10 protein-coding genes are annotated in these 12,152 nt (G+C 58.8%); 4 read left to right on the top strand and 6 right to left on the bottom strand.

All coding sequences use genetic code 11. The features are described from left to right. The first annotated feature begins 33 nt into the window (after window positions 1–33). Window positions 34–441: a site-specific DNA-methyltransferase gene (locus HYP802_RS0104245; RefSeq protein ID WP_081740940.1), complete on the top strand. Its 408-nt coding sequence runs from the start codon at window positions 34–36 to the stop codon at window positions 439–441. Window positions 442–838: 397 nt separating this feature from the next. Then, the gene (locus HYP802_RS0104240) at window positions 839–2,281 is read left to right on the top strand and encodes an IS1182 family transposase (RefSeq protein WP_013947914.1); all 1,443 of its coding nucleotides are present in this window, start codon (window positions 839–841) and stop codon (window positions 2,279–2,281) included. Window positions 2,282–2,582: 301 nt separating this feature from the next. Here the strand turns inward: HYP802_RS0104240 and HYP802_RS0104235 are convergent, their stop codons facing one another. The 6 genes from HYP802_RS0104235 to HYP802_RS0104210 form a co-directional block, all read right to left on the bottom strand. Then, window positions 2,583–3,008 carry a MarR family winged helix-turn-helix transcriptional regulator gene (locus tag HYP802_RS0104235; protein WP_050976846.1) on the bottom strand — a complete coding sequence of 142 codons (426 nt, stop codon included), beginning with the start codon at window positions 3,006–3,008 and terminating at the stop codon, window positions 2,583–2,585. A 170-nt stretch (window positions 3,009–3,178) separates the two neighbouring features. Next, on the bottom strand, window positions 3,179–4,207 hold the full coding sequence (locus tag HYP802_RS0104230; protein WP_013945855.1) for a hypothetical protein: 1,029 nt from the start codon (window positions 4,205–4,207) through the stop codon (window positions 3,179–3,181). A gap of 44 nt (window positions 4,208–4,251) precedes the next feature. Then, on the bottom strand, window positions 4,252–4,902 hold the full coding sequence (locus HYP802_RS0104225; protein WP_013945854.1) for an N-carbamoylsarcosine amidohydrolase: 651 nt from the start codon (window positions 4,900–4,902) through the stop codon (window positions 4,252–4,254). Further along, on the bottom strand, window positions 4,902–5,603 hold the full coding sequence (locus tag HYP802_RS0104220) for an Asp/Glu racemase (protein WP_050976845.1): 702 nt from the start codon (window positions 5,601–5,603) through the stop codon (window positions 4,902–4,904). Before HYP802_RS0104220 ends, HYP802_RS0104225 begins: the two co-directional genes overlap by 1 nt. Window positions 5,604–5,704: 101 nt before the next feature. Then, on the bottom strand, window positions 5,705–6,505 hold the full coding sequence (locus HYP802_RS0104215; RefSeq protein WP_085941676.1) for an alpha/beta hydrolase: 801 nt from the start codon (window positions 6,503–6,505) through the stop codon (window positions 5,705–5,707). Continuing rightward, window positions 6,502–7,638, bottom strand: a complete 1,137-nt coding sequence (locus HYP802_RS0104210) for an FAD-dependent monooxygenase (protein ID WP_024275222.1) — start codon at window positions 7,636–7,638, stop codon at window positions 6,502–6,504. Before HYP802_RS0104210 ends, HYP802_RS0104215 begins: the two co-directional genes overlap by 4 nt. 309 nt (window positions 7,639–7,947) lie before the next feature. On the opposite strand from HYP802_RS0104210, the gene HYP802_RS23160 reads away from it, so the two are divergent. Both HYP802_RS23160 and HYP802_RS0104200 read left to right on the top strand, forming a co-directional pair. Further along, window positions 7,948–8,514 carry a (2Fe-2S)-binding protein gene (locus HYP802_RS23160; protein WP_081740939.1) on the top strand — a complete coding sequence of 189 codons (567 nt, stop codon included), beginning with the start codon at window positions 7,948–7,950 and terminating at the stop codon, window positions 8,512–8,514. Window positions 8,515–8,548: 34 nt separating this feature from the next. Next, window positions 8,549–12,046, top strand: coding sequence for a molybdopterin cofactor-binding domain-containing protein (locus tag HYP802_RS0104200; RefSeq protein WP_245261525.1), 3,498 nt, complete (start codon window positions 8,549–8,551; stop codon window positions 12,044–12,046). The last annotated feature ends 106 nt before the right edge of the window (window positions 12,047–12,152 follow it).

Raw genomic sequence — 12,152 nt, 5'->3', positions numbered from 1 at the left:
GAATGGGTGATCGCTTCCGAACGGAATTCCTAAATCGGCACCGCGCCACACATCTATAACATCGAACTCCGTAAGCACGGCCGCTGGCGCTCGAATACCTGGACCTATCCCGGCGCATCCAGCATGGGCTCCGATGCGCGCCGCGGACTGCAGGACCATCCGACCGTTAAGCCAGTTGCGATGCTCGAAGACGCATTGCTCGACATGACCAACCGCGATGATATCGTGCTTGACCCGTTCCTGGGCTCAGGTTCGACGCTGATCGCCGCCGAAAAGACCGGTCGCTGTTGCTATGGCCTCGAGCTCGATCCGCTCTACGTCGATGTCATCCTGCGTCGTTACCACGAAGTCACCGGTGAGCAAAGAATTCTGCGCGAGACCGGGGAGACGGCCTTGGAGCTGGCGGAACGGCGGATGCAGGAAACAAGGCCTGCAGAGTGATAAGCGCACGCTATCGTCCGGTCAGGGCGACGTAAACTAAACCTCGACGTTAGGCAAAAAACGGACCTCGACTTCTGCCTCGAAGGAAAATAACCCAACCCTATAGTCGCCAATATCAATGGCGAGTTATCCTTACCAGAACCGAGATGCTTGACGCTTAAATCGTCAACGACTTCAAACCACACCTGTCCCGAGGAGCGCGAGGGGTAGTTCGAGGATGAAGAAGCACTAATGCCGCCATTGGGCACTGACGCGATATCGGCTTTACCCCAGAAGCTGACCTGAGCGAATGCAGCATGCTCCGGTGACGGACAGCGGCTTTGCCGAGAGGCTGTGTGAAAACGCGCCCATTCAGACGAACAGATGTACGACTCCCGCGAGCTTGAGGAGGGATCAAATGAGGCGGTTCATCGAGGGCGCGGATCGGACGCAGGCGACGCTTCTTCCCGACACGATTGATGATTACATCGACGAAGATAACCCTGTGCGCGTAGTCGACGCCTTCGTCGATGCGCTTAAGCTCGGTACGCTTGGCTTCGACGGGGTGGTTCCTCAAGAGACGGGCCGTCCGAGCTACCATCCGGCAACGATCCTCAAGATCTACATCTACGGCTATCTCAACCAAGTGCAGTCCTCGCGTGGTCTTGAGCGCGAGTGTCGGAGGAACCTAGAACTGATCTGGCTCACGGGTCGCCTGGCTCCCGACTTCAAGACCATCGCCGACTTCCGCCGTGAGAACGGTCCGGCCATCCGCAAGGTATGCCAACAGTTCGTCGCTCTTTGTCGCGGCCTCGATCTTCTGGACGCCAGCATCGTCGCGATCGATGGCAGTAAGTTCAAAGCCGTCAATGCGAAGACTAAAAGCTTCACGCGTGAGAAACTCAAGCGGCGCCTTGGCGAGATCGATGCGGCCATTGAAAAATATCTCGTCGAGCTTGACCGTGCTGACGAAGTGGCGAGCAAGACCGGAATGTCGGTTCCCGAGGCGCGCCTCGCTCGCGCAGTCAAGAAGTTGGCCTACTGCCGGCGAGAGGCCAATGCCTTGAAGGCGATCGAACAGCGCATGGACATCAGCGGCGAGACGCAGGTCTCGCTGACCGATCCCGATGCGCGTGCGATGGCGACGACGAGCAGAAAGCCCCGCGTGATTGGCTACAATGTACAAACTGCCGTCGAGACGAAGCATCACCTTATCGTCGCGCATGAAGTGACGAACCTCGGCTACGATCGCGACGCTCTGGCGATGATGGCGCGTGCAGCGCGTGAAAAGATGTCCCGCCCCGACATCGAGGCGATTGCCGACAAGGGCTATTATAAGGGCGAGGAAATCGTCGCGTGCGAGGAAGCCGGTATCCCGGTCACGTTGCCCAAGCCACATACGTCAAACGCTGCAGCCCATGGCCGCTTCGATCGCGCCGACTTCACTTACATCGCGGACGATAATGCCTACGTCTGTCCGGCCGGCGGGCGACTGACATACCGCTTCACGAATGCAGAGGCCGGCAAGACGCTGCATTCTTACTGGACGGATGCTTGCGGAAGCTGCGCCATCAAAGGCCGGTGCACCACCAGTAAGCAACGCCGCGTCCGTCGCTGGGAGCACGAGGGCATCCTTGAACGCGTCCAGGAGCGCCTCGACGATGATCCCAATAAGATGTCGTTACGATGCCAGACCGTCGAGCACCCGTTCGGGACGATCAAGGCGTGGATGGGCGCCACTCACTTCAAGATGAAGACACTCAAGCATGTCGCCACCGAGATGGCGCTGCACGTCCTGGCCTACAATCTGAAGCGCGTGATGGCGATCCTTGGAGTACCGAAGCTGCTCAGAGCCATCTGAGGCTCTGCCCGCAGGCCGCGGCCGGGCCAGCGGGGGGCCGCATCTTCGTTCTCACACAGCCTCCCGAGAAAGCGGACGACGGCTAAATGACGCTTCAGGCCATTAGCAGTCGGCGCATTAAATCGAGCAGTTCAGCATCGCGAATGTCGATTGAGCTTATTCCAGACATTAGCAGTTAGCATAGATCGACGACGCCGTCTGAACGGAAAGATGTCCGTTTTCGGTCGCGACCTTTACGGCCAGCAAAGCTTGCCCTCAGCGCCGGCAGCCGAAGTTTAGTCGCAAGCATCCCGGGTAAGGCTCATCCATCGATGATTTTTTGAAGAAGATATGTGAACGCCATGCGCTCCGCCGGATTAAGGTTCGCCACTGTCAATTCGCTGATGTGAAACGCCCTTGGATACATGTCATCCAAAACGGTCTCCCCCGCGGGCAGCAACGACATTATGACCTTGCGGCCGTCCTGTGCATCTTTCGTCACCTTTATGAGGCCGCGTGTTTTTAGCCGTTCGATGATGCCGCGGATGGTTGCCTGATCAATGGCTGTCACTTTAACGAGTTCGGCTTGAGAACTTGGGCCGTTGTCCCGAAGCGCACAGAGCGTCGTGAATTGCACGGCCGTCAAATCGGGATCGCTGGCGTTCTCCTGAAAAATCGCAAGGTGACGCTGATACGCTTTGCGCATCAGGTGCCCCACCTGCTCGGTGACCTTATACGTTCCCGGCATTCGCCGTTGCGTGCCAGGCTTCTCTTTCGTCACTCACAGCCTCCCGCTCGTTTTCTCCTTTGCGATAGCGCTCTTTGCAGAACGTCGCAACTGAAGCGATGCAAACAAGGAGCTGATGGCACATCCACGATGACGGCGATGGCCGCGGCGCTGCATGCACCGCTCACTGTCTAGCCGAAAACGTGCAGCATCTCTTTCACGGCAATCTGGCCGTCGAGGACCATCGGCTGGTCGTCAAGGAAGAGGCTGCAGTTCCGCATCGGGATGTCGAGGTGGCACGCGGTATTGTTCGGGCCGCCGAGTTCGTTATTCGGGCCGGTCGAGAACATAACGTTTCCGTAGAACGACCGCAGCTCCATACCCATACCGCCAGGGAATTGCGTCAATCCATGCCAGTGCGCGCGATGATCCAAGCCCCAGCCGACATGAGACATACCGAATCCGCGCGGGTCGTTGAATGTCGCCATATAGGATTTGATCAGCTCAGCGTCGAGACCACCGCGAATATCCTGAATAAAGCCCTTTTCGATCGTGTAGGTCACGGGCTCACGAACATACGTGTTAAAAGGAAGAAGGACGTCGCCCGGCGCCAAAACGATCGTGCCGTCAACGCCATCGTCCGCGCCACCGGTAAAGACGAAAGCCGCCGGCCAGTGATCCCACCGGCCGGGTTGATCGGTGTAGCCATATTCGCTCATCGTCGGATATACGCCGAGCTTATAGACGACGTCGGTGCCGTGCTTGCTCGTAATCCGCATCGTCTTGGCTTTGGCCAGGAGTTCGGCTCCGACTTCGACGCGTTCGCGCAGTTGCTTCGTCGGCATTAGGCGCGCGAGCAACGGGGCGGGTTCGACAGCCGTCAACACGCGCGTGCCCGAGGCCTGAATCGCCATCTGTTCATCGCTGAACAACAAGAAAATCAGATCGACGACCATGTCGGCCTGCTTCAATGCCTCGACCGCGTCGGGCATGGCGGCAAGCCCAGTCTTACCGACGGCCCAAGCCCCGGTCTCAGGCATCGGAGCGGGGAGACGCATATGATACATCTGGCAACCGAGCCGCTGACCCGCAGCCAGAAACGCATCGGCGTAATCCAGGCGTTCCTCGCCTTGGGACAAAACGATGACTTTCTCACCTTCATGCACGCCGCTGAGCGTCAGCTGCTCGAGGCACATTTCCGTCAAGACATTCCGGTCCATCGACTTATCTCCCTTCAGCGCTCTGCGGTTACTTGTGATCGATATTAGCGAGTTGTCTGCGCGGCCTTGATCGCCGCGATCGCGTCAGCCTTGCTGACGACGTCCCCGTACTTGCTGTCGATATCGAAGAGATTGGCAGCATGCGGTTCAGGATGACGATCGCCCACGCAATCGCGGACGACTATCGTGCGGAAACCGTATTGAACTGCATCGACGGCCGTGGCGCGAACACAGCCGCTCGTCGAGCAGCCCGCAATGACGACGGTGTCGACCTTTTGCGTATGAAGAAGTGATGCGAGGCTCGTGCCGAAGAAAGAGCTCGCGTATTGCTTGACGATGACCGGCTCATCTTTTTCCGGCTCAACACCCTCGCAGAATTCCGCCAGGACATTGCCTTCAACCATCGCCTTCATCACCGGGGCCTTTTTCACCCAGATGCCGCCGTCGGCGCAGTCCGGCGCGGAATACAGAATGCGGGTGTGGACGACAAGAATCCCGGCCTGCCGCGCAGCGGCGAGAAGCTCCGGCGTATTCGCGACGGCATCGACCACGCCCGGCGCGAAAAGCGGCGACTCTTTCCGCGTATAGGCCTTGAGAAAATCGACGACGAGCAGCGCCGGACGATCACCAAAACCGATACGTTCACCCCAGACGCCTTGATAGTTTGCTGCTGCGGTTTGCGGAGCCCCACCCATCAGTATGCTCCAGACAGCAATGCGCCGGCACCTGGTACGACAGGCTCGATCTTGAGCGCCTTCAGCATGCAATAAGTTGTAGCAACCGCCGCGGTGATGACTGGCTTGCCGGTGATCGCTTCCACCTTGGCGATGGCGGAAAGAGACGGCATCTGCACACACGCCGACAGCACGATGGCATCCACGCCGCCAAGATCGAGCGTGCGAACGATATCCGGCAATTTATCGGGGTTATGACGACCGACTTCGAGGTTGTCCGGAATTTCGAGAGCGCGCCAATCCTGAACATCGAAGCCCTCGTCGCGAATGTAATTGACGACAAGTTCGGTGAGGGATTTCACATACGGCGCGACGATCGCGAGGCGCTTTGCCCTCATCGCCTTCAGGCCTGTGATAAGCGCACCGGCACTGGTCACGACAGAAACATCAGCACCGTTCTCAGAGGCACGACTGCGCAGCCTCAGCTCGGAAACACGATGGTATCCTGAGCCCTGCGCCATGATCGCGACGAGGCAGGCGTAACCCAGGACATCGACACGAGCATCGGAAAGCTCGACAGCACAACGATCCGACTCGGAATCCATGGCCTTCAGCTCTTCCTTCTTCACCGTGCGCATGCGCATACGGCTGGAATGGAAGGTAAAGCGCTCAGGACGAATGGCCTGCCGCGCCAGGAGCATCGCCGGAATTTCCGTCTCCATCGTCGTATTCGAACTCGGCACGATCTGACCGATGCGATAATTCAAGGCTTGCGTTCCTTTATTCCAATTTTTTAGCTTCTTCTCGTTCTTCGGCTGTCGAGTTATCGAACGAGGAAATTTCCAAGCGCGTCGAAGAAACCGTCGAAGTCATCCCATGGAATCATGTGACCGGCGTTCTCCACGCGGACGACTTCGATATCCGGTTTCAGCGCCCTGAACTCATCGACATCCTGCTGGGTAATCACTCCGCCGCGACCGGCGACCATGAGCATTGCGGGCAGCGAAAGACTCGGAACGCTGGGAAAGATGTCGTCTTTGTGGAAGTCCTCGAATGCCGTAACAATCGCAGGCTCGAAGCAGGTATGAAGCCACTCGGCGCGGAGCGCGCGCTGTTCGTCCGTCCACGTCGGGCAGAAAGCACGCATGCCCTCGGCGTCGATGCCCTTCACGGCGAGACGAATGGAATCGACGTACCACTCAAGCTTGCTCGGATAGGGCCGTCGGCCTGGACCCGACACCGGCGGATCGACCAAAACGGCGCGTGAAAAGGCGGATTTATCACCGGCAACCGCACGAACCGCAACACGGGCACCCATGGAATGACCGAGGAGTGCCGGCTTCTCTAGCTTCAAGACCTTTGCGAGTTCGACAACGTCTGCGGCCATCGCATCAAGGCCGTAGTCGAGATCCGGCCCGGTCGACGACAGCCCGCGGCCGCGCGCATCTATAACGTAGACGTCATGATCTTTCGCCAAGCGTTCGGCAACGAACCCCCATGTAATCGCCGGGCTCGTAATGCCGGGAATGAGAATGACCGCGCGCCCCTTGCCGCCGTAACGCAAGTAATGCTGACGAATGCCGTTTGCGAAGACGTTCGCGCCGTGGAGCGGACCGGCCATCACGCAATTGCCTCGCTCTTCAAGGGCTCGGCATAAAGATCGTAGCCATAGACCCAGGCCGGGTCTTCCTGCGTAAGCAGGAACGTGTTGGCGTTCGATACTGTCTGGACACGCGTTGCGCGGTCTCGACGATTGGATTCATAAAGCTTGAATGCGCTCGAATAGTTCTCGATGCCCGTCTCGCCGAGACAACGTGCAAGCATCGCTCCGTCTTCGATCGCCATGGCGGCACCTTGCGCCATGTGCGGCTTCATCGGGTGGCACGCATCGCCGAGCAGAACCAGCCTTCCCTTGCTCCAGAGCGGTAGCGGATTGCGATTAAAAAGCGGCCACTTCGTAACTTCGTCCGTCGCGTCGATGAGTGCCTCGATAACGGGATGATAGCCTTTGAAGGCATCCGCCATCTCTTCCCGGCTGCTTTGGACAAACGGGTCTTTAAAATCCCAGGCGTCGTGCGGAACGCCCGTCACGTAGTAGTATTCGCTGCGATCGCCGGTCGTGAAATAGACCATCATGTGACGGTCCGGGCCCCACCACTTCACGCATTCCTCGAAATCGAGATTGTACTTTTTCAGTTTGTCCGCGGGGATAACAGCCCGGTGACCGACCCAGCCGCTATAATTCGGTTTTTCGACGCCAAGTAGAATTTCGCGGACACGCGAGTTAATCCCGTCGGCGCCAATGACGATATCCGCACGCGCGGAGGTGCCATCCTCGAACTCGAGATAAACGTCGTTCCCGCCATCATCGATCTGCTTGAGGCGCTTATCGAAATGCAACGTTCCAGGCTGAAGTGCTGCAATCTGCAACTTATGAAGATCGCCGCGATGAACAGTGCAATAGGTCGCGCCGTAACCCTCAAGCGGAATGCGCGATAGGTATTTGCCGGTTATACCGTCGCGGCTGAACCAGAATTTCGGCTTGCTGCTGATCTCGGCGAGTTTTTGGTCGATGCCGATGCGCCGGAAAATCTTGAGAACGTTCGGTCCCATGTGGATACCCGCACCGAGGCGGGAAAAGCCGAACGCCTGCTCATAGAGCTGCACCTCGAAACCGGCATGCTGAAGCAGCGCGGCAGCTGCAGCACCTCCGAGTCCGGCACCGATAATCGCGATCGTCTTCTTGTGCTTTGGCATATCAATCATTGCAGAGTAAGAGGATGTGCAAGCGCCTACAGGGCGTCTCGATGACGCCATTTAAGCGTACACACTATTGTTGGCAAGCGCTTTGTGTGACTAACTATTAGCATTAGTGCACATAAACTTAGCAAAATAGCCTTTTATAGACACTTTTGCCGACGGGCGCCATTAATGGCATCTCGGCATTAAAAGCGTATACGCTTGTTATTGCGTCGCTTGGATATTCGATGCTATCCGAGGCATCAAAGAGGTTGAGACCTTGCGCATCGAAGCATGGTCGTCTGAGCGCAACGGAGATGCACGAATTTGTGCACGACTAAGGCTGGCGCCGTCGAGCTTCACGTCAATAACAAGCAGGTCACCGTCTGCGCGGACCCTCAAACGCCGCTGCTCTACATCCTAAGGAACGACCTCGAGCTCAACGGCCCCAAGTACGGGTGCGGGCTGGGTGAATGCGGCGCGTGCAGCGTATTGATCGAAGGACGCGCCGTGCGATCGTGCACGATCGCGCTAGGATCGGTTGGCGCGCGACGAATCGTTACGCTGGAAGGTCTCGGCGAGAATGATGCACTTCACCCCGTGCAACAGGCTTTTATTGAGCAGTCGGCAGCGCAGTGCGGGTATTGCCTTAACGGGATGATCATCTCGTCCGTCGCTCTTCTGCAGAGAAACGACGATCCCAGTGATCAGGATATCCGCACGGCCCTGAAACACAATCTGTGCCGTTGCGGTACGCACGTCGAAATTCTGGCAGCGGTCCGGCACGCAGCCGCCAAGCGCAAACAGCAGCCAAGATCGCCAAGCGAACAGCACGACATCCACCAAACCGCTGATAACGACAAAAACGAGAGTGGCAATGCCGGGCAACATTGAAAGCACGTCGGTGGCCTATCTCGATCAGGGCGACATGTTGACGGTCGTTGCCACCAAGCAGCCGGATGGACCGCTCGAGCTTTTTATCGCCATCGATGCGATGGGCCGCGTTACCGGGTTTAACGGTCACGTCGATCTCGGTACGGGCATAAGAACATCGCTCGCACAGATCATTGCGGAAGAACTCGACGTTCGGTTCGAGCACGTCTCGATGGTGCTCGGCACCACGTCCGTCACCCCCGACCAGGGTGCGACAATAGCCAGCGAGACAATCCAGGTTGCAGCTAATCCGCTCCGTCGGGCAGCAGCGACTGCAAAACATCACCTTCTGCAGGCCGCCGCTCGCCATCTTCGCGCCGAACCCAGCGACCTCGTTGTCGAAGAAGGCGTGATACGAAGCACGACAGGCAGCAATGAGAGCGCGACGTTCGGTGAACTCATCGCCGGTCAGCGCATCCGATTAAATATCGATCCCGATGCACCTCTGAAACCCGTCTCGCAATATCGCATTGTCGGCGCATCGCAAGCGCGCGTCGATATCCCAGCCAAGGCAACGGGTCGATGGACCTACGTCCACGACGTCCGCGTCGCCGGCATGCTCCACGGCCGCGTCGTGCGTCCGCCTTACGGCGGGTTTGACCATGGAGAGCATGTCGGGCGAAGCCTGATTTCCGTCGATAGAAATTCGATCGCTCATATTCCGGGCATCGTCTCGGTCATCATCATCGGAGATTTCGTCGGCATCGTCGCGACACGCGAAGAGAACGCGGCGTTGGCTGCCGCTCAGCTCAAAACCGTGTGGCATTCGCCGCCCGGCCAGCCGGATTTAAACTTTCCCGAGAATGCGCTTCGCGCAAATCCCGCAACGCCGCGCAAATTGGCGGATCGCGGCAATGTCGATCAAGCCCTCGAAGGCGCGACGGAACCGATGAATCGGACCTACGTCTGGCCCTATCAGATGCACGGTTCTATCGGCCCTTCCTGCGCCGTCGCCGATTATCGCGATGATGCGTTGACCGTCTGGTCTGGGACGCAGAACCCTTTTCCAATGCGGCGGGATCTGAGCCTTCTGCTCGACATGCCCGAAGATCGCATCACGGTCGAGCGCCTAGAGGCCGCCGGTTGCTACGGCCGCAATTGCGCCGACGACGTCACGGCCGATGCGGCCCTGTTATCGCGTGCGGTTGGCAAACCGGTTCGCGTACAGCTGACACGCGAGCAAGAACACGCATGGGAGCCGAAAGGCGCCGCGCAGGTCATCGACGTCAGGGGCGGCCTTGATCTCGAAGGCGGTCCGGCCGCCTACGACTTCGAAACGCGCTATCCCTCCAATCTTTCCCCGACGCTATCGCTGCTGTTGACGGGCAAGGTCGCGGCGGTCGCCGATACGGTGCAGATGGGCGATCGAACGGCGATCCCGCCCTACGCTTACAGCAACCTGCGCGTCACCGTTCACGACATGCCGCCCATCGCGCGCGCGTCATGGTTTCGCGGCGTTTCTGCGCTACCGAATTCGTTTGCGCACGAGTCCTTCATCGACGAGCTTGCGACTTCGGCGGCTGTCGATCCGATCGAATATCGTTTGCGCTATCTCACGGACCCTCGTGCAATCGACCTCGTTCGTGCCGTAGCGGAACGCGCGAAATGGGTTCCGCACACGAAGCCGCAGACGCTCGGTGGAGAAGGCGATTTACTTTACGGCCGCGGCTTTGCTTATGCCGTCTACGTCCATGGCAAATTTCCGGGCACTGCAGCCGCATGGGCGGCCTGGGTCGCCGACGTCGCCGTCAACCGCAAGACCGGCGAGATCGCCGTAACACGCGTGATATGCGGTCAAGACTCCGGGATGATGATCAATCCCGCCGGTGTACGCCACCAAATTCACGGCAACATCATTCAGTCGACCAGTCGTGTGCTGAAGGAGCAGGTCGAATTTTCATCGACCGCCGTCAAAAGCCAGGAGTGGGGTGGGTATCCACTCATCACGTTCCCTGAAGTGCCGGAAATCGATGTCCTGATGATCCCGCGGCCAGAGGAACCGCCGCTTGGCGTCGGAGAATCTGCGTCCGTCCCTAGCGCGGCGGCGATCTGCAATGCCGTCTTCGATGCAACAGGGGTTCGCTTTCGCGAGCTGCCGCTTACTCCGGAACGGGTCTTGGCGGCACTCGGCGGAACCCCGCTCCGCGCCGAGCCGCAACCGAAAAAGAAGCTCAAGTGGCTGCGAAACATCGGACTGTCGAGTTTCGTAGCAGCCGCGGCGGGTCTGCTTACTATTGGCTCGCCCTGGCGTCCGGCAATCGACCCTATTCCTCGCCCCGATTTGACAACGTACAGCGCCGCAACGATCGAGCGCGGGCGGCTCGCCGCAGCCGCAGGCGCTTGCAACGTTTGTCATGTCGGGCCCAACGGCGAAGCATTCGCGGGCGGCCGCCGGCTCGACACGCCATTCGGCGCAATCTATGCGACCAACATCACACCGGATGAGAAAAACGGCGTCGGAAGCTGGTCCTATCCGGCATTCGAACGGGCGATGCGCGATGGCATCAGCCGCGACGGCCATCATCTCTATCCGGCGCACCCGTACACGTCCTTCGCAGGCACCAGCGAGGCGGATCTGCAGGCGCTCTACGCCTACTTGATGACGCAAGCCCCGGTTTCAACGAAAGCTCCCGAAACAAAGCTCCGCTTTCCATTTAATGTGCGAGGGCTAATGGCGGGATGGAACGCGCTGTTCCTAAATGCGAAGCCCTTCCCCTATGATTCCACAGAAACGACAGAGTGGAATCGCGGCGCGTATCTTGTCGAAACGCTCGGCCATTGCTCAGCGTGCCACTCGCCCCGAAATATTCTTGGGGCCGAAACAGGCGGCAAAGCGCATTTATCAGGCGGCTTTGCCGATGGCTGGGAAGCACCCGCGCTCAATGGCGAGGCGCGCTCACCCGTTCGCTGGACGGAAGCAGCGTTCTACGACTATCTGCGCTCCGGCCACACGCCCCACCATGGCAGCGCTGCCGGACCGATGGCTCCCGTCGTCGCATCGCTTGTCCCCCTTCCCGACCAGGACATACGAGCGATGGCGCATTATCTCGCAAGCATGCAAAAGCCCGAGGCTGGAAATGCCGATGCCTCTGCCCAGATCGCAGCGGCAGCGTCGGCTAGCTCTGCTGCCGAAGCTCAGGCCGCGCTTATCGCTCCACGCGGCGAGCGTCTTTTCAAGGGCGCCTGCGCCTCCTGCCACACGCAGGATGAGATCCTCGCGCCGTTGTTTCTCAATAGCAACCTGCACACCGACAAGCCGAACAACGTCCTGCAGGCGATATTGAATGGCGTCGATGCGCCCGAGATTCTCGCTCAAAAAGTCGGACGCAAGGGCACGGAGATCATGTCCATGCCCTCCTTCAAAACCGTGCTCGACGATGAGCAGCTTGCCGAGCTATTGGCATATTTGCGTGCCCGTTTTGCGCCATCGAAAGCCGCATGGAGCGATTTGCCCGAAGCCATCGGCGCCGCCCGAGCAGTTTCGACGCATTAGAGTTCCGTTCATAACGTAGCGTCTTCCCATTCCGTCGCAGCAGATCGCGCCAGTATAGTGCCTACGCTTGTTCTGTTTACGGATATGTTGTGACCCACGGCATCTT

It is taken from the genome of Hyphomicrobium sp. 802 (assembly GCF_000526135.1).
Taxonomy (GTDB): Bacteria; Pseudomonadota; Alphaproteobacteria; order Rhizobiales; family Hyphomicrobiaceae; genus Hyphomicrobium_B.
Note: the sequence above shows the minus strand (reverse complement) of the source record. Positions and strands in the feature narration are given on the sequence as shown.

Excerpts from the sequence above, each read along its gene's own strand:
- HYP802_RS0104210 (WP_024275222.1), bottom strand. The coding sequence starts at position 7,638 with ATGCCAAAGCACAAGAAGACGATCGCGATTATCGGTGCCGGACTCGGA.
- HYP802_RS0104200 (WP_245261525.1), top strand. The coding sequence starts at position 8,549 with ATGTTGACGGTCGTTGCCACCAAGCAGCCGGATGGACCGCTCGAGCTT.
- HYP802_RS0104225 (WP_013945854.1), bottom strand. The coding sequence starts at position 4,902 with ATGGGTGGGGCTCCGCAAACCGCAGCAGCAAACTATCAAGGCGTCTGG.
- HYP802_RS0104240 (WP_013947914.1), top strand. The coding sequence starts at position 839 with ATGAGGCGGTTCATCGAGGGCGCGGATCGGACGCAGGCGACGCTTCTT.
- HYP802_RS0104220 (WP_050976845.1), bottom strand. The coding sequence starts at position 5,603 with ATGGAGACGGAAATTCCGGCGATGCTCCTGGCGCGGCAGGCCATTCGT.
- HYP802_RS0104230 (WP_013945855.1), bottom strand. The coding sequence starts at position 4,207 with ATGGACCGGAATGTCTTGACGGAAATGTGCCTCGAGCAGCTGACGCTC.
- HYP802_RS0104235 (WP_050976846.1), bottom strand. The coding sequence starts at position 3,008 with ATGCCGGGAACGTATAAGGTCACCGAGCAGGTGGGGCACCTGATGCGC.